Origin of the sequence: Mesorhizobium sp. M0500 (assembly GCF_040321165.1) — a bacterium.
In the GTDB taxonomy this organism is placed as follows: domain Bacteria; phylum Pseudomonadota; class Alphaproteobacteria; order Rhizobiales; family Rhizobiaceae; genus Mesorhizobium.
Genome location: NZ_JAMYRB010000007.1, coordinates 44140 through 70451, shown reverse-complemented (window position 1 = coordinate 70451; position 26312 = coordinate 44140). Strand labels below are relative to the sequence as shown.

Genomic DNA, 26312 nt, shown 5'->3' with positions numbered 1-26312 from the left:
ACAGGCCAAGTGCGGCGGAAGTAAGTCGCAGGCGCCGAAATGCGCTCAGCGCCTCGCGACTGCCATCGCACTGTTGCGCGAAAGCCAGAACGGCGGCAGGAACGCCGGAATGTTGGAAAACGGCAGCACTTCCGGCTTCAGCCTTATGCCGAGCACGTCGGCCATGAAGGCGCGGCGCGCCTCGATGCGGCGCCAGGCTTCGGGATAGCGCGCGGCGATCTCTTCGCGCAGCGCCTCGTCGGCCAGCGCGATGCCGTCCTCGATGTTTGTGGTGAAATAATCGGTGCCGGTCGCCGGGATGATGTCGACCTGCAAGGCCATGCCCGACTTCAATCTGATGTCGGAGCCGGAAAATACCGGCGAATGCATCCATTCGTCGATATGGATGAGATGGCCGGGGTTGAGCGCTACGCCGAAGAACCGATCGCCGATGCGGTCGTGCACCGCTTGCCACAACGCGCCGCCGGGAACGCCGATGCCGACCGTCTCGTACCAGTCGACGACGGCGCAGAAATAGGGCGCGACCAGCTTCTCGACATAGTCCTGGATGCCCCTCGGAAGCTCGGCCGCATCCTCGACCAGAAAACCGGCGCGGGCATTGAGCGAGCCCTGGATGCCATAGGCCATGGTGATCGGGTCGCCGCGCTTGATGATGTCGAGCCGCGGGCTTGGCAGGCCATAGGGCGCCCGCTTGCCGGCCGACAGCATCGGGTGACAGCATTGCGGCAGGCCGTTGATGCCCATCAGCCGCGCCGCCTGCAATTCGGTCATGCCGGGTTCGATGCCTTGCAGGACATTGCGCAGGCCTTGCGAGGAATAGGTCGCGGCGAATTCGAACGCCGCCAGTTGGTCGGCCTCATTGATGGCGCGCAGGCCGTCGGCGGGGTTCATCAAAAGGTTCGCCGCGTTGACGACCGTGCCCCTATCGCCGGCAAGGGTACGCAGCGTGTCGGCGATGAAGGACGGCAGGTCGAGCGTCGTTTCGCCAAAACCCGCATCGCCGGGGCCGAACGGCTTCCAGCCGATGGCACCGATGCGCTGGCCGGCTTTCAGGCCGCAATCGACGAGGATGTCGGAAAGCGACTGCGAGCGGTCGCGCGGCTGCGCCGGCAGCGAGAACGTCTGGTAGAGCACGCGCTCGTAAGGCCCGTCGCAGATCTCGGCATAGCCCCAGCCCTCGTTGCCGACCAGCAGTTTCGGCGGCTTGCCGGGAACGATGATGAGCAGCGTCTCCTCGAAGCGCGGATCGTAGCCGCAGAGGTAGGCGACATTGGCCGCATGTTCGCGGTTGCCATAGACGACGAAGGCATCGAACCCGCCAAGTGCGACCAGCGCCGCGATACGGGCCTCATAGGTGGCGCGGGGCACTAGCGGCATCACCGTCGGCTCGCCGAACTCCGGCAGCGACACGGTTTTCCGGGCTACCGATGCGACAGGCATGAGCAAACGCCCCCAAATGCTTACGTTGATTCCGGAAATGCCCCTTCGGGGCGGCCGGACAATGGCTTCACGAGGCCAGATATGCAATAGCGGGACCGAACTCGCGTAGCCTGTGGGGTGCTCTTGCCATGACCAGTTTCTCCTCTCGCGTCGCTGCCGCCGCTGCGGCGATCCGCGAGATTTTTCCGGAGACGCCGCTGCAGGAAAACGACTATCTGTCGAAGAAGACCGGCGCGCGGGTGCTGCTGAAGCGCGAGGACCTGACGCCGGTGCGCTCCTACAAGATCCGCGGCGCCTTCAACTTCTTCCGCAAGACGCTCGCCGCCGGCAATGAGGCCGAGCTGTTTGTCTGCGCCTCGGCCGGCAATCATGCGCAGGGCTTTGCCTTCGTCTGCCGCCATTTCGGCAAGAAGGGCGTCGTCTTCATGCCGGTGACCACGCCGCAGCAGAAGATCGACAAGACGCGGCTGTTCGGCGGCGCGTTCGTCGAGATCAGGCTGGTCGGCGATTTCTTCGACGACTGCTACCGCGCGGCACTTGAATTCACCGAAACTGCAGGCGCCCACATGGTGCCGCCTTTCGACCACAAGGACATTATCGAAGGGCAGGCGACCGTCGCCTACGAGATATCAGGCCAGGTGCCCGGCGCGCGCATGGCTGATATCGTCATGCTGCCGGTCGGCGGCGGCGGCCTGGCCGCCGGCGTCACCCATTATTTCGCCGACCAGCAGCGAGAAACACGTTTCGTCTTTTGCGAGCCGGCCGGCGCCCCGAGCCTGAGCGAGAGCCTCGCCACCGGAAAGCGGGTCAAGCTCGCCAAGGTCGACAATTTCGTCGACGGCGCAGCGGTGGCCGAGATCGGCCGCGAGCCGCTGCGCCACCTCAGGGAGTTTGCCGCCGACGCGGTGCGGCTGATCCCGGAAAACCGGCTCTGCGCGACCATGATCGAAATGCTCAATGTCGAAGGCGTCGTGCTCGAGCCGGCCGGCGCGCTGGCGATCGATGCGCTCAAGGATTTTTCCAGGAAGGAAATCAGGGGCAAGACCATCGTTGCCGTGGTGTCGGGCGGCAATTTCGATTTCGAGCGGCTGCCGGATGTGAAGGAACGGGCGCTGCGCTTCGAGGGCTTGAAGAAATACTTCATCATCCGCTTTCCGCAACGGCCCGGCGCGCTGCGCGATTTCCTCGAATTGCTGGGTCCCGACGACGACATCGCCCGCTTCGAATATCTGAAGAAATCGGCGCGCAATTTCGGTTCGGTGCTGATCGGCATCGAAACCAAGGACCGCCGCAATTTCGACCTGCTCAAGGCGAATTTCGACGCCGAGAGCGTCCATTACCAGGACATCACAGACAACGAGACGCTCGCCGGGTTCATCATATGAGCAGCAACGATCTTCCGAACGCTCCGGCGAACGTTTTTATCGCGCTGTTTTCCGGCATCAATGTCGGCGGCAACCGCATCGTCACGATGGCGGAACTCAGGTCATTTTTCGAGCAGCTCGGCTTCTCCGATGTCGCCACCTATGTGCAGAGCGGCAACGCCGTGTTCCGGTCGCCAGATGGCGATGCGGCGACGCTGACCAAGCGGTTGGAAGCGGAATTCGAGAAGAAATGGGGGTTCCATTCACGCATCATGGTGCGCGATCTCGGCTGGCTCGAGCGGCTGGCGGCGGACAATCCCTATCCGGAAGTGGCCGGCGAGCCGACCAAGCTGCATGCCTATGCGCTGGAGCGCCGGCCGACCGCCGAGGAGGTCGCCCGGCTGGCGGAAAAATGCACCGGGCCCGAACGCTTCGAGATCAAGGGCGACGTGCTCTACCTGCATGCGCCTGACGGGCTCGGCAAATCGGTGTTTGCCAATCTCATTCCGCGCGTTCTGAAGGTGCCGGGCACGGCGCGCAATTGGCGCACCGTGCTGATGCTGCTGGACATGGCCAAGGCCGGCGGTTGACAGGTCGTCTACGCGGCCGGACCGCGTTTCCAGTCGAATGCCAGCTCTTCACGGAAGGCGAAGCGCTTGATGTGCTCGGCGACGACCGTTTCCAGGCGCTCGAGCGAGCCGGCTTCATCGGTCGTCACTGCAATGTGCAGCGCAGCCGGGTCGGCATCGAGAACCGTGCGGCCGAGCGTCAGATCTATGGTGCCGTGGTTCGGGTCGAATTCGACGGGAAACTTGTGCGCCCAATGCTTGCACAGCTGCTGCAGATAGCGGCTCGCATGTTCGGTGGCGACGTCGACATGGCTGGTCGGCATAAATGAATTCTCCTTGGGAATGCGGACGCGAAAACCGAACCAGGGCCCGCCTGCGTCCGTTCAAGATGGCGTGATCGGTTACCAGCTGCCGGTGTTCGGCATCGACGCCCACGGCTCGGCCTTCGGCTTGGCCGGACCTTTCTGCAACAGCTCGATCGAGATGCCGTCCGGCGATTTGACGAATGCCATGTTGCCGTCGCGCGGCGGCCGGTTGATGGTGACGCCATTGTCCATCAGCCGCTGACAGGTGGCGTAGATGTCGTCGACCTCATAGGCGAGATGGCCGAAATTGCGGCCGCCCTTGTAGTCTTCCGGGTCCCAATTGTAGGTCAGCTCGACCAGCGGCGCTTTCTCGCTGATGCCGCTTTGCTCGTCTTCGGGGGCGGCGAGGAAGATCAGCGTGTAGCGGCCCTGCTCGTTTTCATGGCGGCGCACTTCCTTGAGGCCAAGCTTGTTGCAGTAGAAATCGAGCGAAGCATCGATGTCGGCGACGCGGACCATGGTGTGCAGATAGCGCATGATTTCCTCCTTATGTTGCGTTGCGGCGCAACATAGGGGCGGCCCGGCCAAAGGGCAATTGGCCACGTTTGCCGGCGCCGGAAAACGGCAAATCCGCTATTCCTGTATGGAACCGTGAAAAAAGGCACGTCAGGTCTTGCACACACCGGAAGCCGCGGTGTTAATCTGATACCAAGAATCAGTTGCAGTGTTTCTTGAAAAAAGGGGGCGTTCTTATGGGGGAAAAGGCCTCTTTCATGGGGCGGGACGGGGCCGGTAACGATACGTTGAAGCGGGATGAGAGCGCCGATACGGCCGATCTCGTCGAAATCGCCGGCGCCATCAAATGGTTCGACGTGGCCAAGGGCTACGGTTTCATCCTTCCCGATGATGGTACTTCGGGCGACATCCTCCTCCATGTGACATGCCTTCGAAAGGATGGTTTTCAGACCGCCCTGGAAGGCGCCCGTGTCGTCTGCCTGGTCAAGCAGGGCGAGCGCGGGCTGCAGGCCTTCCGCGTGCTCTCGATGGATGTCACCACGGCGGTGCATCCGGCGGAGCTACAGGAGCAGCGCACCCATGTCGCGGTGACGCCGGAAAGCGGCCTCGAACGGGCGCTGGTCAAATGGTTCAACCGTACCAAGGGGTTCGGCTTTCTGACCCGGGGCGAGGGCACCGAGGACATTTTCGTCCACATGGAGACGCTGCGCCGCTACGGCATCACCGAACTCCGGCCGGGCCAGGTGGTGCTGGTCCGCTTCGGACGCGGCGACAAAGGCCTTATGGCTGCCGAAATTCACCCCGATATGGGTACCTTGCCGGTCTCGCATTAGTTCCGGCCGAGGATTTCATATGGCTCACAGGAACCGGCTGACGGCGGGCGCGCTCTGCGCCGGGATTTTCCTCATCGTCGCCGCAAGTGCGTTCTTCTATTTTCAGCAACCGAGTTCCGCCGACGGCAAGGCGATGATCCTTCCCGTCGACCCGGCGCCGCTGGTCGCGGTGACGAAGGCCGGCGAGCGTTCTTTTTCGGTCGAAATCGCCGACACGCCCGCCGAGCGCGAGGCCGGCCTGATGTTCCGCCACCACATGGCCGACAATCACGGCATGCTGTTCGTGTTCGGTGCGCCGCAGGATGTGAGCTTCTGGATGAAGAATACGCCGATGCCGCTCGACTTGGTCTTCGTCGGCCAGGACGGCCGGATCCGGGCGATCAGGCAAGGCGAGCCGCAGTCGGAGGCGATCATCTCGCCGGACGAGCCGGTGCGCTTCGTACTCGAGCTCAAGGCAGGCACCGCCGCCAAAAAGGGCATTGAGGACGGCGACCTGCTGCGCCATCCGGCCATCGGCACGGCGCCGGGGCCGGCCATGCCGCCGCCCGACAAGGGCGATGCGCCGAGTGTCGATTCCGACTGAGCGGGCAGGATCTTCGGCCGATGCAGTTCTTCTCCCATGACGGTTTCGACCTTGCTTTCCTTGACCGCCAGCCGGCATCGGGGCAGGGCGATCCGGTGCTGATGATCCACGGCTTTGCCTCGAGCCATTACGTCAACTGGGTGTCGCCCGGCTGGTTCAAGGCGCTGAACGACGCCGGCTACCGTGCCATCGCCTTTGACAATCGCGGCCATGGGTCGTCGTCGAAGAGCTATGACGAAGCCGACTACACGCCGGCAAAAATGGCGTCGGACGCGGCAGCGCTTTTGAACCATCTCGGCATCGAACGCGCTCATGTCATGGGTTATTCGATGGGCGCGCGCATATCGGCCTTCCTGGCGCTCTCCGACCCGGAGAAGGTGGCGACGCTGGTCTTCGGCGGTCTCGGCGTCGGCATGGTCGACGGCGTCGGCGACTGGGATCCGATAGCCGACGCCCTTCTGGCCGACGATCCGGCAGGCACCAGCGATCCGCGCGGCCGCTCGTTCCGCGCCTTCGCCGATCAGACCCGCAGCGATCGCCGGGCGCTCGCCGCCTGCATCGCCACCTCACGCGAATTGCTGAGCGAGGCCGACATTGCCCGCATTGCCCAGCCGACCTTGATTGCGGTGGGAACCAAGGACGACATCGGCGGCTCGCCGGATGAACTCGCCGCTTTGATGCCCAACGCCAGGGCTTTTCACATCGAAGGCCGCGACCATATGCTGGCGGTCGGCGACAAGACCTTCAAGCAGCGCGTGCTGGAGTTTTATGCCGAGCATCGGTTTTGACGGATGGCTCCCCAAAAGCGGCCATTGGGCCTGAAGCTGGGGTTCTTAGCGGTTTTGCAACTCTACGGGGGTAACTAAGCGTCACGCGTGGATCGGTTCAAACCCGCCACGCGCTGAACGAGGGGCAGAGGGTACGATGGCACAATGGGGAAGAAGCGACGCCGCTTTGCTGGGCGTCGTTGCGAAAAGCAGGTTCGGCGAATGGTCCGTTGTTCTAGCGCTGGCTGCATTGGTGGCAGGCGCGATGGCGATCACCGCGTTGATGGCAATGCCGAGCGACGCGTCCGTGCTTATCCAGCACAGTGTGACAGGCTTCTTCATGGCGGTATTTTTCCTGGTCGGGCCATTGGCGCATCTTACCGGCGCGGTCTTCGGGCTGATGGCGCTGGGTCGTCCAAACGACAATCGTTTGCTCGGCCTGGCTGGCATCGTGGTCAACGGCGCGTCGCTTGCCGCCGGGGTGTTTATGCTGTGGGCCATGGCATCGACCATAGGCGCGTTTACGTGATTTCGGGCAAATCTTCCGGACGCAAGTGGCCGACGCGTCGGGCTACGATCGGCGCGGGCTGTGCCCCAGCGCCCTGAGCGAGCGCGCCATGTTATGCCGGGCCTGGGTTTCGAAGCGCCGGCGGAACTCCTTGCTGTGGAAGACATGCGGGCGGGCGAGGAAGCCATTCAGGACTGCGGCACGGCCGGCCCGCCACATCGGCTCATCGACCCACTTATATTCGCGGCGGACCGCCTGTTCATAAGCGTCGAACACGTCGGGCGCAGCACCCAGGATCGCCAGGTCCATGTCGAGGAACAGCGCCGCGTCACGAACCGAATGCTGGTCGCCAAGGGGCGGCAATTCGTGGCCGGCAGTGGCAGTGATCATCGCCGCGATGCGACCGATGCGTTGTGCATCGGCGCGGCCGGCGAGCTTTTCCTCGGCAAGTGCGGCACTCCTCGCCTCATTGTCCTTGGCGCGGCTGTCGTAGATCGCGTCGTGGAACCAGATCGCTGCCTCGACTGCTTCAGGATCATGCAACAACGCCTTGTAATCATTGGCCAGCGCCAGCGTCGCCTCGATGTGGCCAAGGTCGTGGTAGTGGCGATCTTCGGCCTCATAGAGCGCGGAAAGCTCGCGCTTCAGGGTCTCGTCCATCAAGGTTGCGTTTTCCATGGCTGCTTGAAATTCCGCCAACCAAATCCATTTCACGAAGCACTAAGGAAAATTGAGTTCACCCGTGCTATGATCTGGCTTATAGGTGCGGCCGGAGAATAGGCAAGCCGCCAACCGAGACATTGGATGGCCGAGACATTGGATGGCCGGAGACATCAGATGAACAGCGTTACGATTTCCCGTCCCACCAGGGTGCAGCCGGTAGATCCGATCTGGCGTTCGATCCGCGACGAAGCGATGGAAGCGGTCAACCGCGATCCGCTGCTGGCGGCGTTCCTCTATTCGACCATCCTCAATCAGGAAAACCTGGAAGAAGCGGTCATTCACCGGCTGGCCGAGCGCCTCGCCCATCAGGACATCGGCTCCGACCTCATCCGCCAGACGTTCAAGGCGATGGCGGCCGACGACAAGGACTGGTCGACGACGGTGCGCGTCGATATCCAGGCCTATTACGACCGTGATCCGGCATGCGACCGCTTCATCATGCCGGTGCTCTACTTCAAGGGTTTTCACGCCATCCAGACGCACCGGCTGGCGCATTGGCTGTGGAACCAGGGCCGCCAGGACTTCGCGCTGTATCTGCAGAGCCGGTCGTCCTCGGTGTTCCAGACCGACATCAATCCGGCTGCCCGCATCGGCAAGGGCATCTTCCTCGACCACGCCACCGGCCTCGTCGTCGGCCAGACGGCGGTGATCGAGGACGACGTGTCGATCCTGCACGGCGTGACGCTGGGCGGCACCGGCAAGGCCGGCGGCGACCGCCATCCCAAGATCCGCTACGGCGTGCTGATCGGCGCCGGCGCCAAGATCCTCGGCAACATCGAGATCGGCCATTGCTCGAAGATCGCGGCCGGCTCGGTGGTGCTGTCGCCGGTACCGCACAACAAGACGGTTGCCGGCGTGCCGGCCCGCGTCGTCGGCGAGACCGGCTGCGACCAGCCTTCGCGGCAGATGGACCAGCTGTTGCCATCGCAGACGATGGACCACGTCGTCAGCTTCGACATCTGAGTGCTCGGGCAGGGGCTTGTCGCGTCGGACCAACTATCAATGTCGGCGCTGCCCCTCATCTGCCTGCCGGCATCTTCTCCCCGTATAGTGACGGGGAGAAGGGGCTGACTGCGGCCTCGGCACTGTTTCTGTAACGCTGGAGATTGGCGAAATTTTTTGCGAAGGCGGCCTTCTCCCCGTCACTATACGGGGAGAAGTGCCCGGCAGGGCGATGAGGGGCAGCGCAAACCTGAGGCGATTGCCCGTGTTCTCTCGCCGGCTTGCCTTTACATGGCCATTGTCGACGTGCCAGAAGCGCGCTCAAACGAAGAAGCCGACGATCGGAGAAGACTGTTGAAGCCGGACGAAATCAGAAAGCTGGACGCCTATTTCAAGCGCACCTTCCAGAACCCCAAACTCGAAGTGAAGGCGCGGCCGCGCAAGGAAGATTCGGCCGAGGTCTATGTCGGCGACGAGTTCCTCGGCATCGTCTTCAAGGACGAGGACGACGGCGATTATAATTTCTCGATGGCGATCCTCGACATCGATCTGGCCTGAGTTGGGAGTTTAGCTGGCCGCTACGCCTCAAGCGCTGCGGCGGTACGGAACCTTGCAGGACGCCGGCGGAACAGCGCCCTCCTCTGGCCTGCCGCCCATCTCCCCCACCTGGGGGGAGATTGGCAGCCTCGGCGCTGCACTCTTCCTGCAACATTGGAGACTGGCGAAAGCCAAGATGACGGCCGATCTCCCCCCTCGTGGGGGAGATGTCCGGTAGGACAGAGAGGGGCGCGAAGGATCGCTACGGAACGGCTCGTTTCGTTGCTTACCGCCCGGTCTTCAGCACACGTGCCGCCTCGCCCGAAATCGCCGCGTCGAGCCCCTGCCAGTCGCCCAGGAATTCCCGGGGGAAGCGGTAGGTAAGGCTGAGATTGTCGCCGACCAGGATGTCGCGTTCGCAGGGCGCCAGCGATTCGTCCGAGCTCGGGCCGCTCAGGCAGCGTGCGACGAACGGATCCTTGCCGGGGCGATCGGCGACCGCCAGCACTTCGTTCAGATAGCCTGATTTTTCGCTGAAGGCGTAAAGCGTGGTGCCGCCAGGGCCGGGCGTACCCGGCTTGGCGATCAGCGCGCTGTAGATCGGCGCGAAGCGGCCGCTCATGTCGCGCGACATCATCTGCGGCTCGAACGACAGGAAGACGATGTCCTTGCTGGGTCCGGTGTGGTTGAAGTCGTTGCGGGCAGCCTCGCTGTAGCCGTCCATCTCGGGATAGCGCAGATAGAGGTCGAGTCGCGAGGCGATGCCGTCGCGCCGGGCCTGGGCAAAGCGGATGACATTGGCCGGCACGGCGATGACGTTGTTGCCGATGACGACCTTGTGGACCGTGGTGTCGTCGGTGTACCCGGCCATGGCAATCGAGCGGCCGAACCATTTGCCGCCAAGGCTGATCGCCACCGAAAGCAGCGCCAGCGTCGCGAACGCATAAAACACTCGCTTCATCAGCGTCGAATCGACGACGCTGAGTTGCGGGCCCTCTGTGGCGGCTGCCTGCTTCATCGCGATCCTCATTTGCCGTCCCATCGGGTGTACCTGAACGGCACATCTCGGCGCGCACGGCTCTTGCTTCGCAGCTTTGCGGGCGACTGTGCGATTTCATGGTAAACGGAGGGTAAAGATGGGCCCGGTCGAACAAATCATATTCAGTTTTATGGCTGGGCTGACGGCTTGCGGCCTGACCGGATCGGTGATGGAGCTGATCGCCGGCCGTAGGCTTGCCTTCGTCCAGCCCTATGTATCGTCGAAGCACATGCTGCGCTCGCTCGCCACGACGGCTTGCGCCGGGCCGCTGATGTTCGCCAACGAGGCGCTGGACGCCTGGCGCGAGCGTCGCATCTCGGTGCTGGGGCTGATCTCCTGCGGCTGTACGGCGACCATCTGGGCGCTGGCGCTGGGCATGGTGGTGATCGCCATTGCGTCCTGGGCGGCTTCGCTTCTAGGGTCTGGCAGCTTGTCGGTGTGAGACGATCTGGAGACAGCAATGCCGATCTACGCGATTGACGGAAAAGCGCCCGCCTTCGAGGACGCCGACAGCAACTGGATCGCGCCCGATGCCACCCTGATCGGCAATATCAGCATTGGCCGCAATGCCGGCTTCTGGTTCGGCGTCGTCGTCCGCGGCGACGATGAGCCGATCGTCATCGGCGCCGACACAAATGTGCAGGAGCACACAATCATGCACACCGACGCCGGCTTTCCGCTGACCGTCGGCCAACGCTGCACGATCGGCCATCGCGCCTTGCTGCATGGCTGCACGATCGGCGACAACAGCCTGATCGGCATGGGCGCCATCGTGCTGAACGGCGCGAAGATCGGCAACAACTCGCTGGTCGGCGCCGGTGCGCTGGTCACCGAAGGCAAGCAATTTCCCGACAATTCGCTGATCGTCGGCTCGCCCGCGCGCGTCGTCAGGATGCTCGACGAGGCCGCAGTCGCCAGGCTGCGCGCCTCGGCCGCGCATTATGTGGCCAACGGGAAGAGGTTCAGGGCGGGGCTGAGGAAAGTGTAGCGCCAGTCAGTGAAGGCCGCCTATCGCAAGCCCGGAAATGGTGGAGCCGGCCCGGGGACGGGGCCGGCTCCTTAAACCCGGTCGTTGGGGACGGGGAGGGTGGGGACTCGACCGGGTTTCTCCTAAAGCGCGAAGTCATGCGACGCACTTAACCTCTGCTTTATGCATGTCGTTATCCCAAAACCGCTACGCGCTTTTGGGCGACATGCCTTGGCGTCCTCAGCGGACGCTGGCGACCGCGTCGGAGCGGCCGTCGTTGATCGTCACCCAGGCGCCGGAATTCCGCTCGGACTGGCGCTTCAGGTAGGTGTAGCCGGTATTGGTCCAGGACAGCACCTTGGGCTGGAGATTGTCGAGGATGAACTCGCCAAGGCTGGTGCGCACGGTCAGCACCGCATGGCCGTCGCCATTGCGCTGGCGCACCACCGTCATCAGCAGATCGCCGGCCGGCACGCCGATGCTCATCAGCTCGCGGCGCTTTTCCAGCGCATAGTCCTCGCAGTCGCCGAAGCCGCTATTGGGAAAGGACCAGACTTCCTCCTTGCCCCACATTTCCATGTCGGTGCGCGGCGCGACCCTGCTGTTGACCGAATTGTTGACCTTGACGATCGTTGCCCACAGCTTGCGGGTCAGCTCGACGGGTGCCCGGCCAGGCGTCCTCTGATTGCATTCCTGCGGAAGCTGCTGGCACAATTCGTAGTGTCCGACCGGCTGCGTGGTGCGGCCGCCGGTGTGCATGAAGGCCGGCTCCGCCGCGTTTACAGTCCCCCAACCGAAAAGCTGCATCGCTATTGCCGCCAGCAACAGCTTGCCCCTCATCCTGTTCATTATTCAGTCTCCCCGTTTGAGGAGACAATGACACGACTGGATTTATTTGACGCAAAAGTGCGAAGTAGACATTAAGTAAAACGCCAATAGAATAAACATAAAATTTGACGCAATTGAATATAGAATTGTTTAAGGATTCCAGCCGGGCATGTTCCCATGCTTCGTCGCACCGTTCGAACAGCCAGGATGGCGGGACAGAGGGGGGCGCGAAGGATCGCCAGCCTCTCTTCCCGATAGTGCTAACGCTTCCGCGTCAGCCGCGCGATGAGCTGAATTCGGTATCGAGCGTTTCCGGCCGCTGGATGACGGCGAACTCGATGGCGAGGCCATCTTCGAAATGCCGCACTATCTGGCCGCGCATGGTGCCCAGCGTCACCTGGACGCCGATGGCCGGCTTGACGTCGATCTCGATCGCCGCGCCCGACAGCGACAGGTCGATGATGCGGCACTGGTACTGGCGTCCGTCGGCAAGCTGCAGCACGCTCGTCGGGTTGCGCGGTGCGACGCGTTCATGGCGGCGGTCTTCCGGCAGGTCGAGCTCGTGCTTGTTGGCAAGCCAGGTCAGTTGCGCGGCGAGCTTGTCCCTCTTGCGCTCCGACGCGATGACGGTCATCGCAAAGCCATCCTGCAGTGTGCGGGTGATGACGCCTTCGATGCGGCCGATGTGATCGATGTAGGCAATGACCTTTTCGCCAGCCAGGCCGGCGCGCTCGGTGCGCAGCGCAACGTTGCCGGGCGACATGTCGACCACCTGGCAGGGATGTTCGGTGCGGTCTTCCAGCATGAAGCGTCCGTAAATTTTCACGCGGACGCGCTGAAAGTTACGCCTTTCAGCTTGGGACGGCGCATGGTCGACCGCCGCTGACCTCATCACTGCCATACCCCGTTCGGCATTCCGCGCATGGATGCGGGGAATTTCAGCGGAAAACTACAACAAAGCAGGTTAACAAAGGGGAAAGCCCGGCGCTGTTGCTTTAAGCTTTGGGCATCATTCCTCGCGTCCGCCGTCGAAGACGACCAGGTGACGGATGCGGCGAGCCTGGCCGAGCGCCGAAATCGTCTCGGGCGGGTCGAATTCCGATGGGGCGAGCGAGGGAACCTCTATCGCCGGCCGGTTCTTCAGGAACATCGGCTCCTTGTCGGGATCGACGACACGGATCGAATCGATCAAGGCGTCGAGAACCGGGTCGGCACCCAGCCAGAAGGGTTTTTCGACGGCGCTTATCACGCCGAGGCAGCGCGGGCTCTCGACACCGCCGTCGAGCGGCAGCGCGAGCAGCTCGAACCTGTTGGACCGGCCGTTGCGGCTGAAACCCTCATAGGTGATGAGCATCACCGATTTCAGGTCGAAGACGCCATCGGTCAGCTTCGAAATCAGTCGCTGGTCCTTCTCGCGCCACAGTGAAGGGAATGAAAACCCCTTGAGTTCGCGGCCATAGACCGCGCAGAGCCTGGTGCCGGCCAGCCGGAACACCGCTTCGCCGCGCGTGTCCTTTTCCAGGATGAACGTGTCGGCCAGCAGCGACTTGATATCGGCCGGTTCGACTTCCGAGCGTTTCGGGGCAGGGCGTCCGTCACGCAACCGGTTCCAATAATGGAACAGCGTGATCGATCCGGTCTGGTTCATGCTAATGCTGCTCCGCGCATTCTGTCTTCTGATGTCCCATCGGTGAACAGAAGGGCGCCCTCCGAAGACCTACATGCGTTGCGGAGCAGGATGCGTGCCAGCATCGTTAATACTTGTTCACGGGTCGGGGCGGTTAAGGTTAACAACTGGTTTACGTTGCGCGCCTGCCAGCCCTGTGGCACACCAAAACCACTCCAGAAGCGGTCGTTTTGCGACGATCGGCAGCACTTCAGTCAAGAGTTCAGGGGGAGCAAGGGGGCTCGACCAGCCGTTCAAGGGAAACCTTGGACGGCTTCTTTTTTTGATTCGGGGCTGCTGATTCGCCGTTTGTGATTCGGTTGGCCGTGATCTACATGCTCGCGAAGTCCAATCCAGCGACTGAGTGCAAGCCATATGAGCGACCCAGAAAGCCCACCGGAGATCGAGCAGGGCCAGGGTGGGCCTGTCACCCGCGAACCGGAGCAGCGCCGCGAGCCGGTGTTCAACCTGCCGCCCGTGGTGCTGGCGGTGATCGCCATCTGCGTCGTCGTCTTTCTGATGCAGCAGTATGTGCTTAGCCAAGACCAGCAGCTGACACTATTGTACGACGGGGCCTTCATTCCTGTTCTCTACACTGGCCAATACGGCTTCGACTGGTTCCTGTTTTCTCGGCCCTTTACATATGCCTTCCTGCATGGCGGCCTTGCCCATCTTGCCATCAACATGGTGTGGCTTGCGGCCTTCGGCTCACCGCTGGCCAACCGCTTCGGCGCGCTGCGCTTCAGCCTGTTCTTCGCCGCGACCGGACTGGCGGCGGTGGCGCTGTTCTGGGCCATGCATCCGCTTGGGGAGGCGCCGCTGGTCGGCGCCTCCGGCGCGATTTCTGGCATGATGGGTGCGGCGGCACGCTACGGCTTCCGCATCGACCGCTCGTCGGGCAAGGCCGCCTTCGCCGGCCAGCCTTTGCCGATGGCGGCGGTGCTGCGCTCGCGCGGCGTCGTCACCTTTCTCGCCATGTGGATGGTGATCAACCTCGCGACCGGCCTCTTCGGCCTGGCGCCTGGCATTGACGGCCAGATCGCCTGGGAAGCCCATATTGGTGGCTTTCTTGCCGGCTTCTTCGGCCTGCGGTTTTTTGATCGGCGAGAGCAGGTGCCCCGGCAGGCGGACGAGCCGGAGACCTGAGACCGCCGCACTTGAAATGCAACCGATCGCGGCGCACCATGTTCATCCCAGGGAAAGCCGGCCAGGGCAGGAGCCGGCAGGAAATGCAGAGGAGGACGCCATGACTGTTAAGGCAATTCTCGAGGCAAAAGGCCACGGCGTGGTGACGCTCGGGCCGAACGAAAAGCTCAGCGAAGCCATCCGCATGCTTTCCGAACACAGGATCGGCGCGCTGGTCATCACCAACGGCGATCACAAGATCGTCGGCATTCTTTCCGAGCGCGATGTGGTGCGGGTTCTCGCCAAGGAGGGGGCGGCGGCGCTCGACCTTGCCATCCGCTCGGCGATGACGCCCAAGGTGAAGATCTGCAATGAGAACCACACCGTCAACGAGGTCATGGAGATCATGACCAAGGGCCGCTTCCGCCATCTGCCGGTGGAGAAGAACGGGCTGCTCGACGGCATCGTGTCGATCGGCGACGTGGTCAAGCGCCGCATCGAGGATGTCGAGCGCGAGGCCGAGGAGATCAGGGCCTATATCGCCACGGCATAGGTGACGGCGGCCGGGTTGCCGGCAGTTCGATTTTTCAAGCTGCTATCGCAGTTCGTCGCGGCAGGTGCGGGCCTGTGCCGCGTCGGCGCGTGCGGCTTTGCGCTTGTCTCTTTTGGCGGTTTGCACTAGCGAAGTTGCACATCAAAATATGCGTTCTCGCATATCCGCAATTTCAATATGCAGGCCCTTATGAGCATCATCGATACCCGCACGCCCGACGCCAAGCGCCTGGTTCCCGGCGCCACCGGCGACTGGGAGATCATCATCGGCCTCGAGGTCCACGCGCAGGTGACCTCGCAGGCAAAGCTGTTTTCCGGCGCCTCGACCATTTTCGGCGCCGCGCCCAACGCCAATGTCAGCCTGGTCGACGCGGCGATGCCCGGCATGCTGCCGGTCATCAACGAGGAATGCGTCAAGCAGGCGATCCGCACCGGGCTGGGCCTGAAGGCCGAGATCAACCACAAATCGGTCTTCGACAGGAAAAACTATTTCTATCCCGACCTGCCGCAGGGCTACCAGATCTCGCAGTTCAAGCAGCCGATCGTCGGCGAGGGGAAGGTGATCGTCTCGGTCGGCCCGGACCGGCAGGGCGAATTCGAGGACATCGAGGTCGGCATCGAGCGCCTGCACCTGGAGCAGGACGCCGGCAAGTCGATGCACGACCAGCATGCGACGATGTCCTATGTCGATCTCAACCGCTCCGGTGTGGCGCTGATGGAGATCGTTTCGAAGCCGGATATGCGCTCCGCCGATGAAGCCAAGGCCTATGTCACCAAGCTGCGCACCATCGTGCGCTACCTCGGCACGTGCGACGGCAATATGGACGAAGGCTCGCTGCGCGCCGACGTCAACGTCTCGGTACGCCGGCCCGGCGGTGAATTCGGCACGCGCTGCGAGATCAAGAACGTCAACTCCATCCGTTTCATCGGCCAGGCCATCGACTACGAGGCGCGCCGCCAGATCGCCATCCTCGAGGACGGCGGCAAGATCGACCAGGAAACGCGGCTGTTCGACCCCAACAAGGGCGAAACGCGCTCGATGCGTTCCAAGGAAGAAGCGCACGACTACCGCTATTTCCCCGATCCCGACCTTCTGCCGCTGGAATTCGACCAGGCCTATGTCGACGAGTTGGCAAAGGACCTGCCGGAACTTCCCGACGCCAAAAAGGCGCGGCTGATCACCTCGCTCGGCCTGTCGACCTACGACGCCTCGATCCTGGTATCGGAAAAGGCGGTCGCCGACTATTTCGAGAAGGTGGCGGCCGGGCGCGATGGCAAGCTTGCCGCCAACTGGGTCATCAACGATTTGCTGGGTGCGTTGAACAGAGCCGGCAAGGACATTGAAAACGCTCCTGTTTCACCCGACCAGCTTGGCGCGGTCATCGACCTGATCAAGGAAGGCACCATCTCCGGCAAGATCGCCAAGGATCTATTCGAGATCGTCTGGAACGAGGGCGGCGATCCGCGTCAGCTGGTCGAAAGCCGCGGCATGAAGCAGGTCACCGATACCGGCGCCATCGAAAAGGCGGTCGACGAGGTGATCGCGGCCAACCCGGACAAGGTCGAGCAGGCGCGCGCCAAGCCGACCATGGCCGGCTGGTTCGTCGGCCAGGTGATGAAGGCGACCGGCGGCAAGGCCAATCCGCAGGCGGTCAACGAGCTGGTCAAGGCCAAGCTCGGGATCGAGTAGGATGTTTGTCCGCACCGCCGGCGAGCGCGATCTGGCGGCGGTGCGCGCATTGCTGGTCGAGACGTGGCATGCCACCTATGACGCCATCTACGGCGGGCCGCGGGTTACCGAAATCACCGATGAATGGCATTCAATCGCCGCGCTCAAGGCACGGCTGACGCGGCCGAACTCGGAGTTCCTGGTCGCCGACGACGGCAAAACCATCGGCGGCATGGCTTTCGCGGCCGCCACCACGGATGCCAGGATCGTCATGCTGAACCAGCTTTACGTGCATCCGGCCTGGCAGAGGCAAGGCATCGGCCAGGCGCTGCTGGACGAGATCGAGGCCAGCTTTCCGGAGGCCAGGACGCTGCGTGTCGAGGTCGAGGAAGCAAATGCTCCGGCTGTCGCCTTCTACCGCGCGAGGGGGTTCTTGCCCGCCGGCAACACGGCCGATTGCGGCGGCGCCTCGGGCTTGCCGGCGCTGGTTTTGGAGAAGCAACTCGGATAGCTCGTTCGCCTGACGCTCAGTTGCGTTTCTCAGGCAGGTTGGAGCAGCCGGCAGCGAGAAACTCGCACGGCAGGCTGCCGCCTCCACCCGACGTGTGCGGGGGCGTGGCGGCTTCGATTTTTTCCACCTCGTAATATTTCGAGGTGACACCCCATTTTTTGACGCCCTGGCACGTCGAGCGCACGCCAACCTCCGTCGCCTTTGCCGCAGTCTTGTAATAGGTGGTGATCCGGCAGGATTGGCTGACCGGCAGCGCGTTCGCCGGGCTCGTGACCGGCGGCAGGAAGTTCGGGAAGGCAAGCAGCGAGATTGCCGCAATGATCCGGACGGCGGGCATGGCGTGAGGAAGGTGCAGCATCGTTTGTCTCCATCGATGGCGCCGCTCGCTCTTGGCGCAGCGGCGCGTTTGTTCCGGCAAGATCAGGCCATGATGCCGGCGCTGCCGCATCTGCCGCGCGGGGGAAGGCGGCAGCGGTCTGAACCGCCGCCGTCATCCGCGAGCGGCCGCGTCAGGGCGTTTTCGGCTTGGTGAGCGTCTTTATCGGAACGGCGACTTTTGGAGGCCGGACCGTACTGGTTCCACCATCGACGGCCAGCCCGCCGCTGTTGAGATAGCGCACCGTATAGTGCAGCTCATAGCCCGGAACTCTGATCCATGTAGGCTTGTGATTGAACTGGTCCGGCGGCCTCGAATACCACTTCGGGATCTGCATGATCTTGGAACCGGCACCGAATCCCGCAGTCTTGGCCGCTACCGCGAAGGCGCTGTCTCTGGGATCGTTCGGCGGCTGGTCGACATTGCCGATGACGACCAGCGAATCGTATTTTCGCGCGTCGAGCCTGAGTGCGGGAAGGTTCAGCGCAGCCACGTCGCCTTCGCGCATCGTCAGCGCCTTCTGACGGCCGTCCTCATTGGCGTAGACGTTGAGATTTATGGCCTCGGATTCCGCATAGACGACATTGTTGTGGAAGTCGCGGGCTGGCAGGCGTGTGAGGCTGTCGAAGGTCACTTCAACCGTCGGCTTGGCTATGGCGTCCGTCACCACCAGGTTGCGCCGCGGCACCGTCCAGAAGATGAGATCATCGCCGGTGGCCTGCGTGCCGGCATCGGAGCCGTCTATTGCCGAGCATTTCGAATTTGGAACCGGCGTCGTCACCGGCAGAGGTGCCGAAAACGAGCTCCGTACCTGAGCGTCGATGTAATTGCCGACGTTGAAAACGTCTTCGAGGATGTTGCCGCCCTCGAAGCTCGCCGGGCCGGGTTGCGAGCGGATGATGACCTGGCTGGAATCGGTCTGCCAGCCGCTGCAGAAGACGTTGACGTCTATGGGAATGCCGATGTGGCGGTCGGAGGTCACCGGGATCGAGACTTTGATGGTCAGGATGTAAGGAACTTTGACAAACCAGCTGTTTGGCTGGTTCAGCATCTGCGTCGCAAAGCGCGACGGCCGCCATTGCTTCAGCGATTCGATCGATGCGCGTGACGATCGTCCCTGGGCGGCCAGCTGTGCGTTGGTGGCGTCGACCTTGGCTTGCGCCAGGTTGCGGACGGTGTTGGTGATCAGGAACACGCCGAGTTCGGCTTTGCAGGGCCTGTTCGATTGTGTGGCGTTGCATGGGGCAAGTGCCGCACTGGGAACCGGCGGCCCCGAAGGCGGCGGCTGGGCGGCCGCGGTGGCCGCCATCAGGCAGAAGAACAGCATCGTGCAGGTTTTCAACATGGTATCCTCGCTCTGTCGTTGGAAACCACCCTCCGGCTAGACAGCAGCATGTGTTCGATGGCGGTTCATCGCCCGCACGGGGGATGAACCGCGAAACATCGGGCCGGCCCAGCGACGTCGAGCCGCCGTCCTTTCGGATTGGATATCTACTGCTTCACGACGCCTTTGGTTGTCGCCTTCGGCGCGACGACCTTGGGCTTGGGGGTTTTCGGGCCGGGGTCGACTACCAATGCGGCCGTGCAGGAGCATTTGCCCGAACCGCAGTTCAGGTCGCCCTTGCACATTTTGGAATGCCGCATATCGGTGCAGTCGGCGGTCCCGGAGCAGGAGCAACTGCCTTGCCCAATCGTTCCGGACTGACATTTGAAGCTCCATGCCGGATCGGCGGCAAGGCCGGCCACAGCGAGCGATAAGGCAAAAAGCGTCGTCGAGATGAGCTTGCGCATGAATACCTCCCGGTTCTATCGAGCGATGGAACCACGAAGCAGCAACGCCTTCATCTCCCGCGCGGGGGACGAACTCGCATACCGGTGACGATCGTCAATGCTGTCCCTTCAGCACGACGAGATAGCCGCGTTCGACGCGAAGCCGGAACGCGATTTGCCCTGCAGTGCCGGGATCCTTGGAAACCTTGTCGATGACATAGCCGCTGGGATGCGAGCCAAGCCATTCTTCCGGTTTGTCGGTGGTTTCGAATGGCTTTTGCAACCGGGCCAGGAAGCCGACTTCGCCTTGATAGTCGAAAGCTGCGGCCCAGTCCGCATCCTTTCGCTCGTCGATGAAGTTGGCGAGCGGCGTCAGATCATAGCGTTTGAACGCGGTTGCCGATGCCACCGCGTGGCCGATGCCGAAAATGACAAGCATGACGATGGCCGAGCTCTTCAGCCTGGCGAGCGGGATCTCCGCCATGAAATAGCCGAACAGGATGACCACGAACGGCAACATCGGCACGACATAATGAGGCTGCTTGCCGGATATCGCGCTGAACACGAGAAACACGGCAACGAACGAGAATGACAGCAGGCGCAAGGCGCGCAGATCCGGCGACTTCGCGTCGATCAGGCTGCGTATCCGCGTGCTCAGCTTCAACCGCCACACCTCGGGTATGAAGATCCACGGTATGGACATGACGGGCAGCAGCAGCAGATAGAAATAGAACGGCCGGCCATGCGAATTGCGCAAATTGCCGGTGACGCGCCCCGCCGACTGGTTCCAGACGAGATCGTAGACGAAATTGCCTTTTGTCAGGATGGTCGCCGGCACCAGCCAGATCGCCACCGGAATTAGCGCGGCGAGCAGGGCCAGGCCCACTCCAGCGAGGAAGTTCGGTGTCGTCAGTCCCGCCCGCCCGTCGCGCCAGAACGGGTAGAACAGGATGGGCGCGCCGATATGGATCAGCACCACCGGGCCTTTCGTCAGCACGCCCATGCCGATGAACAGCCCGGCCAGAACGGCCTGCCAGCGGTTGCCGCTGCGGGCAAAGGCAATCAACGACAACAGCGCGGCGAGCACAAAGACCGTCAGCAACAGGTCGAACAGGATCAGCGTCGAATAGATGACGAACACGCTGCTTCCGGCGACCAGCCAGGGGATGCGCCGCGCGATGTCGTCGCGGCCCGGAAACAGGGTCTTTGCCAAAGCCGTCGTCAGCCAGATGACGAGCGAGGAGGCGGCGAAGATGACCAGCATCGCCGCCGGCCGGCTGGCGCCGAGAATGTTCCAGACAAGGTCGACAAGCCAAAACAGCAGTGGCGGCTTCTGCAGATAGGGCGCGAAATTCATCGTCGGGACGAAGATCTGTCCGCTCAGATACATTTCCCAGGTGACGCTGAGATATCGCGTTTCGTCGACGGGCAGCAGTGGCCGGAAAGCGACCGCGATTACGATCAGCCCAAGCAGAAAGAGGTAGGGGAGCAGCCGCTCGGTAGATGTCGGTGTCAAAGATCGAGATCCGCGCCAGAAACCATTTTCATTCCAGCCGAGCATAGTGCCGCGTTTCTGGACCGCGAACGACCGCACCATGATTTTGGCCGAATTGCAACGATGCCGGTTTCGTTTCGCAGATTTTGCGGACGATGGTCTCAAGGGCTTGAAAAACTTGCCGGCCGAGTCTTTTGGACCGCTGCCGGTTCCGGGGAACCTGAGCAAAATCACCTGGAGCGCAAGGGTAAGCGCAAGGGTGGCGACAATTCGCGCATCAACAGTTCGAGCTCGCGCTGATCGCCTGTACCGGTCTTGTCGAAGATCGTCGCCAGCTGCGACTTGACGGTGCCGTCCGAGACGCCGCCGGCCGCGGCGATTTCCTTTCGCGTCAGGCCGGCGGCAACGTGACCGGCGACGCGCCTTTCTGCCGCGGTCAATCCGAACAGCGCCGCAATGGCGTCCAGCGCCGGGGTCGGTGTCGAACCGGCCGCGGCGCTGAAGATCGCTGCGGCGGCGCGTTGCGAGATGCGCGCCGAGATTTCACGCCGCGCCAGCGGCATGACATGGGCCACCGCCGGAACGACCGTCCTGGCCAGGGGAATGTTGATGCCGCAAGGTCCGAGCGCGAATTCGTCGCGCGTGCCGAGCTGGACGGCACGGCCGATCGCGGCGTTGGCGTTGGCATAGGTGAACGAAAGCTGTCCGCGCACGCAAGCGACCGAGATGTTTTCGGCGAGCAGCGCTTCGGCTGACGGGTTGGCGAAGATGATGGTCATGTCTTCTGCGACGATCAGCACCGGATGGTCGAGGCTTTCGATGATGGAGCGGAAGATTTCGGCCTTGCGCCGCTCGGCCTCGAACAGGTCGCCGATGGTCACCGCGCGCCGCACATGCGGTGCCAACAGGCAGACAAGCTCGATATCCTCGCGGGAAATCTGGCGCCTGTCCTTGTCGGTAACCACCATCAACGTGCCGATCCGGGTCGGCCGCTTCATCAACGCCACCCAGAAGAAATCGTCCAGGCGGTTGGGTTGCACCCATTCGCGCACGATGCGGCTTTCGAGCCATCTCTGTCGCGTATCCGGGCCTTGCAGGGCGTAGATCGAATCGACGGTGAACGGCACGTCGATCTCCATCTTGGGAACCGCCGCATAGAAAGGCACTTGCGAGCCGTAGTCATGCTTCAACGGCTCAAGAACTGCGGGATCGCCGCAAGACACCGAAAACCGCGCGGAGCTGCTGATCGTGTCGATGACGGCGAGCATGGCAAGCTGGCCTTCCGCCAGGTTGCAGATGGCCTCGAGTGTCGCCTGCCAGCGGTCGACGTCGGCAATCGAATCGTAGATCGCCTCAACGACCTGCGGCAACGCGCGACCGGCCGTGCCCGCCAGCGATGACATGAGCCCCTCTCATTTGCCGTCCTTGAGGCAACGAAGCTTCAACTCCTAGAATAACGCTGCGTAAGGTTGCCAACAACCCATTTCATGTGCTTCGGGCGGCCGCGAAAATGACATGATCGTTTCGCTTCCCGCCACCCATTTGCTCCTCGGTTGCGGCAAGACGCTTGCCTTCGCAATGCCGTGACGCCATAAGCAGGAACAGGCGCCGCAGCCGCCGCGAGGACTTGCTTCAAGGACTTGCCACGAGGATTTGGATGAAAACTTTCCTTCTGCAGTTTTTCACCTGGTGGAATAGCCAGACATTGGGAACGCGCTTCCACACCTGGCGGCACGGCAAGAAGGTCGGGCAGGACGAGGTCGGCAACGTCTACTATGAGGGCGGCGTCGATTCGGAAGGCCGCACCCGTCGCTGGGTCATCTACCGCAACTATTCGGAAGCCTCGGCGATCCCGCCCGGCTGGCACGGCTGGATCCATCATCGTGTCGACGTTGCGCCGCCAAGCGAAGACTACAAGCCACGCGACTGGCAAAAGCCGCATGTGCCGAACCTCACCGGCAGCCCCGCGGCCTATCGCCCGAAAGGCTCGGTGCTGACCAACCAGCATCGTCCGCAGGTGACGGGCGACTACGACGCCTGGACGCCTGGTTCGTGATCGATCGCCGCGACACGCGCGCGGTCCCCACGGGGGCGGTCCCCACGAGGGCGGTCCTTTGTCGCCACAATTGCTGTTTAGCTGTTTGCTGATCCGACAGCAGCAACTAGCCTTGGCGTTGAGAGAATCACCCGGGCGCAAACCACCGGACCTTGCATGAGCATGTTCAGCCGAATTTTGACGGGCGGATTAACCGCGGTCGTTCTCGCTTCTATGGTGGCGCTTGCTACTGCGCAGGAATTGGCGCCGCCTGCGCCGGACGCGTCGGTGGCGCCTGCAGCACCCGCAGTATCCGAGCGCATCACCAATCCAGTCGCTGAATTCGCCGGCATCGACAAGATCACCGGCCGTATCATCACCTTCGATGTCTACATCGACGAGACGGTTCAGTTCGGCGCTTTGCAGGTGACGCCGCGCATCTGCTATTCGCGGCCCGAAAACGAAGAGCCGAAGACGGATTCGTTCGTCGAGGTCGACGAGATCACGCTCGATCGGAAGATACGCCGTATCTTCACCGGCTGGATGTTTGCCGAAAGCCCCGGGATCAACGCCGTCGAGCATGCCGTCTATGATATCTGGCTGAAGGGCTGCAAGCAGAAGTCCGACGTGCCGGCACCCGCCGCCCCCAAAACCAACTAGAATCTGTCAGTGCGCGGCGGATACCGCGCCCTGCGGAACCGCCGCGTTGCCCGAGCGTTGGTGCCTCTCTACGGAGGACGTTGCCATGATGATGGCCAACAAGAACGAACTTCTCGACATCGAAAGGGGATTCTGGAGCGGCGGTGCCGACTATTTCAAGGCCAATGCCGATACCGACTGCCTGGTGGCCTTCCCGCAGATGGCGCGGGTGATGAGCAATACCGATCTGGCCGCAACTGCCACGGACCCGAACCGCTGGCGCGATCTCGACATCGACCTCAAGGGCATCATCGAGCCGGGCAGCGACATCGTCATGCTGACCTACGAGGCGCGTGCGACGCGGCAAGATGGCGAAGCCTATGCGGCGCTGGTCAGCACCGGCTATGTCCACCGCGTCAATGGCTGGAAGATGATGTTCCACGCACAGACGCCGCTGGTGACGGCAGAAAAAGGCTGACCGGCCGCAAGAGCAATTCCAGGAAAGTGTGAACGGCTTTCCGTCCGGAATTGCGTTTCTGTGAAACGATGAACCATTCCAGGTTATGGAAAAAACACGGCCTCGCCCTTCAGCGCCTCGGCCAGCATCTTCTCGTACTTGCCGCGCGGCACGTCGATTGCACCGAAGCGTTTGAGATGCTCGGTGGTGAACTGCGTATCGAGCAGTGCAAAGCCACGCGCCTTCAGGCGTTCGACGAGGTGAACCAGGCAGGCCTTTGACGCGTCGGTCTCCCTGGCGAACATGCTCTCGCCGAAGAACACGCGGCCGAGCGATACGCCGTAGAGCCCCCCGACCAATCGGTCGTTGTGCCAGGCCTCGACCGAATGGCAATGGCCCATCCGATGCAGCTCGATATAGGCTTCGCGGATCGGCGCGTTGATCCAGGTCGACCGACGTTCCTCGCGCCTTTCGGCGCAGGCCTCGATCGTCGCCTCGAAGTCGAAATCGATGCGGAACTCGAACAGGTTCTTGCGGATCGTCTTTCTCAGGCTTTTCGGTATGTGGAACCCGTCGAGCGGAATGATGCCGCGCGTCTCCGGCCGCACCCAGAATACTTCGGGGTCATTGGCGCTTTCGGCCATCGGGAAGACGCCGGAGGCATAGGCTTTGAGCAACAGGTCGGTCGGGATGCGATAACCGGGTGCGTAGGGACGGGTCATCGCTTCGCCCCTGTGTCACTCGCCTTCGGCCAGGTATTTTTCCAGCCAGTGGATATCGTAGTCGCCATTAGCGATGTCGGCGTTGCCAACGAGGTCGCGAAACAGTGGCAGCGTCGTCTTGATGCCGTCGACGACGAATTCGTCGAGCGCGCGCCGCAGCCGCATCATGCATTCGACGCGGTTGCGGCCATGCACGATCAGCTTGCCGATCAGGCTGTCGTAGTAGGGCGGGATCTTGTAGCCGGAATAGACGCCGGAATCGACACGGATGCCGAGGCCGCCCGGCGTGTGGAAATGGGTGATGGTGCCCGGCGAGGGGGTGAAGGTGCGCGGATCCTCGGCATTGATGCGGCATTCGATGGCATGGCCGTGGAAGCGGATGTCCTCCTGGCGCACCGAAAGTCCGCCGCCCGAGGCGACGCGGATCTGCTCGTGCACGAGGTCGATGCCGGTAATCGCCTCGGTCACCGGATGTTCGACCTGCAGGCGCGTGTTCATCTCGATGAAATAGAACTCGCCGTCCTCATAGAGGAATTCGATGGTGCCGGCGCCGGAATAGCCGAGATCGGCGATCGCCCTGGCGCAGACGCCGCCAATATGCGCGCGCTCCTCGGCATTCAGCGCCGGCGAGGGCGCTTCTTCCCAGACCTTCTGGTGGCGGCGCTGCAGCGAGCAGTCGCGCTCGCCGAAATGCACGCCGCGCCCGGCGCCGTCGCCGAACACCTGCACTTCGATATGGCGCGGCTTCTGCAGATATTTCTCGATATAGACTGCGTCGTCGCCGAAGGCCGCACCCGCCTCCGAGCGTGCCGTCTGCAGCGCCACCTCGAGATCGGCCTCGCTACGCGCCACTTTCATGCCGCGCCCGCCGCCGCCGGCCGACGCCTTGATGATTACGGGGTAGCCGATCGCGGCGGCAATGCGCTTGGCTTCCTTGTCCTCGGTGACCGCGCCGTCGGAGCCGGGCACCACGGGAATGCCGAGGCGTTTTGCGGTACGCTTGGCCTCGATCTTGTCACCCATGATGCGGATATGGTCGCCGGTCGGGCCGATGAAGGTGATGTTGTGCGCGGCGAGGATGTCGGCGAACTTGGCGTTCTCCGACAGAAAACCGTAGCCGGGATGCACCGCGTCGGCGCCGGTGATCTCGCAGGCGGCGACGATCTGGTGGATGTTGAGATAGCTGTCGCGCGACGGCGGCGGGCCGATGCAGACGCTCTCGTCGGCGAGACGCACATGCATGGCGTCGGCGTCGGCGGTCGAATGCACCACCACCGTCTGGATGCCGAGCTCCTTGCAGGCGCGCAGCACCCTGAGGGCGATTTCGCCGCGATTGGCGATGAGGATTTTCTGGAACATCTTTCGCCTGTTCCC

General features: G+C 62.7%; 32 protein-coding genes. 17 read left to right on the top strand and 15 right to left on the bottom strand.

Annotated features, from left to right (window positions below; translation table 11 throughout):
* Positions 1-45: 45 nt before the first annotated feature.
* Positions 46-1440: a hypothetical protein gene (locus NKI70_RS15305; protein ID WP_352724713.1), complete on the bottom strand. Its 1395-nt coding sequence runs from the start codon at positions 1438-1440 to the stop codon at positions 46-48.
* A gap of 128 nt (positions 1441-1568) precedes the next feature.
* Here NKI70_RS15305 and ilvA point away from each other — a divergent pair, with 128 nt between their 5' ends.
* Entirely contained in the window at positions 1569-2825 is a 1257-nt protein-coding gene (ilvA, locus tag NKI70_RS15300) for a threonine ammonia-lyase IlvA (RefSeq protein ID WP_352699939.1), read from the top strand.
* Entirely contained in the window at positions 2822-3394 is a 573-nt protein-coding gene (locus tag NKI70_RS15295; RefSeq protein WP_352699937.1) for a DUF1697 domain-containing protein, read from the top strand. Before ilvA ends, NKI70_RS15295 begins: the two co-directional genes overlap by 4 nt.
* Before the next feature lie 8 nt (positions 3395-3402).
* Here the strand turns inward: NKI70_RS15295 and NKI70_RS15290 are convergent, their stop codons facing one another.
* Complete coding sequence (locus tag NKI70_RS15290) at positions 3403-3696, bottom strand: DUF2218 domain-containing protein (protein WP_352699936.1); 294 nt, start codon at positions 3694-3696, stop codon at positions 3403-3405.
* A gap of 78 nt (positions 3697-3774) precedes the next feature.
* A complete protein-coding gene (gene gloA / locus NKI70_RS15285; RefSeq protein WP_023674793.1) occupies positions 3775-4215 on the bottom strand; it encodes a lactoylglutathione lyase in 441 nt (146 codons plus the stop codon).
* A gap of 215 nt (positions 4216-4430) precedes the next feature.
* Here gloA and NKI70_RS15280 point away from each other — a divergent pair, with 215 nt between their 5' ends.
* The 4 genes from NKI70_RS15280 (at position 4431) to NKI70_RS15265 (ending at position 6906) form a co-directional block, all read left to right on the top strand.
* A complete protein-coding gene (locus NKI70_RS15280) occupies positions 4431-5027 on the top strand; it encodes a cold-shock protein (protein ID WP_036238076.1) in 597 nt (198 codons plus the stop codon).
* A 19-nt stretch (positions 5028-5046) separates the two neighbouring features.
* Positions 5047-5610, top strand: coding sequence for a DUF192 domain-containing protein (locus NKI70_RS15275; protein ID WP_352570891.1), 564 nt, complete (start codon positions 5047-5049; stop codon positions 5608-5610).
* Between the two features lie 20 nt (positions 5611-5630).
* Positions 5631-6398, top strand: a complete 768-nt coding sequence (locus tag NKI70_RS15270) for an alpha/beta fold hydrolase (protein WP_352570892.1) — start codon at positions 5631-5633, stop codon at positions 6396-6398.
* A 166-nt stretch (positions 6399-6564) separates the two neighbouring features.
* Positions 6565-6906 carry a hypothetical protein gene (locus NKI70_RS15265; RefSeq protein ID WP_352501630.1) on the top strand — a complete coding sequence of 114 codons (342 nt, stop codon included), beginning with the start codon at positions 6565-6567 and terminating at the stop codon, positions 6904-6906.
* Positions 6907-6948: 42 nt separating this feature from the next.
* On the opposite strand, the gene NKI70_RS15260 is transcribed toward NKI70_RS15265, so the two are convergent.
* Positions 6949-7563, bottom strand: a complete 615-nt coding sequence (locus tag NKI70_RS15260; protein ID WP_352570894.1) for an HD domain-containing protein — start codon at positions 7561-7563, stop codon at positions 6949-6951.
* 159 nt (positions 7564-7722) lie between these two features.
* Between NKI70_RS15260 and cysE the strand changes: the two genes are divergently transcribed.
* Both cysE and NKI70_RS15250 read left to right on the top strand, forming a co-directional pair.
* Complete coding sequence (cysE, locus tag NKI70_RS15255) at positions 7723-8571, top strand: serine O-acetyltransferase (protein WP_023717455.1); 849 nt, start codon at positions 7723-7725, stop codon at positions 8569-8571.
* Between the two features lie 333 nt (positions 8572-8904).
* On the top strand, positions 8905-9108 hold the full coding sequence (locus NKI70_RS15250) for a DUF3126 family protein (protein WP_023674799.1): 204 nt from the start codon (positions 8905-8907) through the stop codon (positions 9106-9108).
* Positions 9109-9373: 265 nt separating this feature from the next.
* Here the strand turns inward: NKI70_RS15250 and NKI70_RS15245 are convergent, their stop codons facing one another.
* The gene (locus tag NKI70_RS15245; protein ID WP_352570896.1) at positions 9374-10105 is read right to left on the bottom strand and encodes a hypothetical protein; all 732 of its coding nucleotides are present in this window, start codon (positions 10103-10105) and stop codon (positions 9374-9376) included.
* A gap of 118 nt (positions 10106-10223) precedes the next feature.
* Between NKI70_RS15245 and NKI70_RS15240 the strand changes: the two genes are divergently transcribed.
* Positions 10224-10568: a DUF6949 family protein gene (locus NKI70_RS15240; protein WP_352570897.1), complete on the top strand. Its 345-nt coding sequence runs from the start codon at positions 10224-10226 to the stop codon at positions 10566-10568.
* A gap of 18 nt (positions 10569-10586) precedes the next feature.
* The gene (locus tag NKI70_RS15235) at positions 10587-11114 is read left to right on the top strand and encodes a gamma carbonic anhydrase family protein (RefSeq protein ID WP_352570898.1); all 528 of its coding nucleotides are present in this window, start codon (positions 10587-10589) and stop codon (positions 11112-11114) included.
* 219 nt (positions 11115-11333) lie between these two features.
* Here NKI70_RS15235 and NKI70_RS15230 read toward each other — a convergent pair whose 3' ends face one another.
* The 3 genes from NKI70_RS15230 to NKI70_RS15220 form a co-directional block, all read right to left on the bottom strand.
* On the bottom strand, positions 11334-11933 hold the full coding sequence (locus NKI70_RS15230) for a transglutaminase-like cysteine peptidase (protein WP_198023528.1): 600 nt from the start codon (positions 11931-11933) through the stop codon (positions 11334-11336).
* 262 nt (positions 11934-12195) lie between these two features.
* Positions 12196-12813 (bottom strand): PilZ domain-containing protein, encoded by a 618-nt coding sequence (locus NKI70_RS15225; RefSeq protein ID WP_352570899.1) that lies wholly within the window; start codon positions 12811-12813, stop codon positions 12196-12198.
* Positions 12814-12930: 117 nt separating this feature from the next.
* A complete protein-coding gene (locus NKI70_RS15220) occupies positions 12931-13569 on the bottom strand; it encodes a PAS domain-containing protein (protein ID WP_352492545.1) in 639 nt (212 codons plus the stop codon).
* Between the two features lie 393 nt (positions 13570-13962).
* Here NKI70_RS15220 and NKI70_RS15215 point away from each other — a divergent pair, with 393 nt between their 5' ends.
* From NKI70_RS15215 to NKI70_RS15200, 4 genes are all read left to right on the top strand, one after another.
* Entirely contained in the window at positions 13963-14733 is a 771-nt protein-coding gene (locus tag NKI70_RS15215) for a rhomboid family intramembrane serine protease (protein ID WP_352699933.1), read from the top strand.
* A gap of 100 nt (positions 14734-14833) precedes the next feature.
* The gene (locus NKI70_RS15210) at positions 14834-15265 is read left to right on the top strand and encodes a CBS domain-containing protein (protein WP_352451102.1); all 432 of its coding nucleotides are present in this window, start codon (positions 14834-14836) and stop codon (positions 15263-15265) included.
* A gap of 189 nt (positions 15266-15454) precedes the next feature.
* Positions 15455-16954, top strand: a complete 1500-nt coding sequence (gene gatB, locus NKI70_RS15205; RefSeq protein WP_352724711.1) for an Asp-tRNA(Asn)/Glu-tRNA(Gln) amidotransferase subunit GatB — start codon at positions 15455-15457, stop codon at positions 16952-16954.
* A 1-nt stretch (position 16955) separates the two neighbouring features.
* Complete coding sequence (locus NKI70_RS15200; protein WP_352699929.1) at positions 16956-17444, top strand: GNAT family N-acetyltransferase; 489 nt, start codon at positions 16956-16958, stop codon at positions 17442-17444.
* Between the two features lie 16 nt (positions 17445-17460).
* Here the strand turns inward: NKI70_RS15200 and NKI70_RS15195 are convergent, their stop codons facing one another.
* The 5 genes from NKI70_RS15195 to NKI70_RS15175 all read right to left on the bottom strand — a co-directional run bounded on the left by NKI70_RS15195 (position 17461) and on the right by NKI70_RS15175 (position 22488).
* Positions 17461-17802 carry a hypothetical protein gene (locus NKI70_RS15195; RefSeq protein WP_352699927.1) on the bottom strand — a complete coding sequence of 114 codons (342 nt, stop codon included), beginning with the start codon at positions 17800-17802 and terminating at the stop codon, positions 17461-17463.
* A gap of 151 nt (positions 17803-17953) precedes the next feature.
* Positions 17954-19162, bottom strand: a complete 1209-nt coding sequence (locus tag NKI70_RS15190) for a hypothetical protein (RefSeq protein ID WP_352724710.1) — start codon at positions 19160-19162, stop codon at positions 17954-17956.
* Between the two features lie 149 nt (positions 19163-19311).
* Positions 19312-19611, bottom strand: coding sequence for a hypothetical protein (locus tag NKI70_RS15185; RefSeq protein ID WP_352646745.1), 300 nt, complete (start codon positions 19609-19611; stop codon positions 19312-19314).
* Between the two features lie 94 nt (positions 19612-19705).
* Entirely contained in the window at positions 19706-21106 is a 1401-nt protein-coding gene (locus tag NKI70_RS15180) for an ArnT family glycosyltransferase (protein WP_352699923.1), read from the bottom strand.
* A gap of 209 nt (positions 21107-21315) precedes the next feature.
* The gene (locus tag NKI70_RS15175) at positions 21316-22488 is read right to left on the bottom strand and encodes a helix-turn-helix transcriptional regulator (protein WP_352724709.1); all 1173 of its coding nucleotides are present in this window, start codon (positions 22486-22488) and stop codon (positions 21316-21318) included.
* Between the two features lie 254 nt (positions 22489-22742).
* Here NKI70_RS15175 and NKI70_RS15170 point away from each other — a divergent pair, with 254 nt between their 5' ends.
* From NKI70_RS15170 to NKI70_RS15160, 3 genes are all read left to right on the top strand, one after another.
* The gene (locus tag NKI70_RS15170) at positions 22743-23141 is read left to right on the top strand and encodes an NADH:ubiquinone oxidoreductase subunit NDUFA12 (protein ID WP_352458848.1); all 399 of its coding nucleotides are present in this window, start codon (positions 22743-22745) and stop codon (positions 23139-23141) included.
* 156 nt (positions 23142-23297) lie between these two features.
* A complete protein-coding gene (locus NKI70_RS15165; protein ID WP_023674819.1) occupies positions 23298-23780 on the top strand; it encodes a DUF2155 domain-containing protein in 483 nt (160 codons plus the stop codon).
* Between the two features lie 88 nt (positions 23781-23868).
* Complete coding sequence (locus NKI70_RS15160) at positions 23869-24237, top strand: hypothetical protein (RefSeq protein WP_352700008.1); 369 nt, start codon at positions 23869-23871, stop codon at positions 24235-24237.
* Between the two features lie 83 nt (positions 24238-24320).
* Here the strand turns inward: NKI70_RS15160 and aat are convergent, their stop codons facing one another.
* The gene (aat, locus tag NKI70_RS15155) at positions 24321-24938 is read right to left on the bottom strand and encodes a leucyl/phenylalanyl-tRNA--protein transferase (RefSeq protein ID WP_023674821.1); all 618 of its coding nucleotides are present in this window, start codon (positions 24936-24938) and stop codon (positions 24321-24323) included.
* A 15-nt stretch (positions 24939-24953) separates the two neighbouring features.
* Positions 24954-26297, bottom strand: coding sequence for an acetyl-CoA carboxylase biotin carboxylase subunit (gene accC, locus NKI70_RS15150; protein WP_023674822.1), 1344 nt, complete (start codon positions 26295-26297; stop codon positions 24954-24956).
* Positions 26298-26312 lie beyond the last annotated feature (15 nt).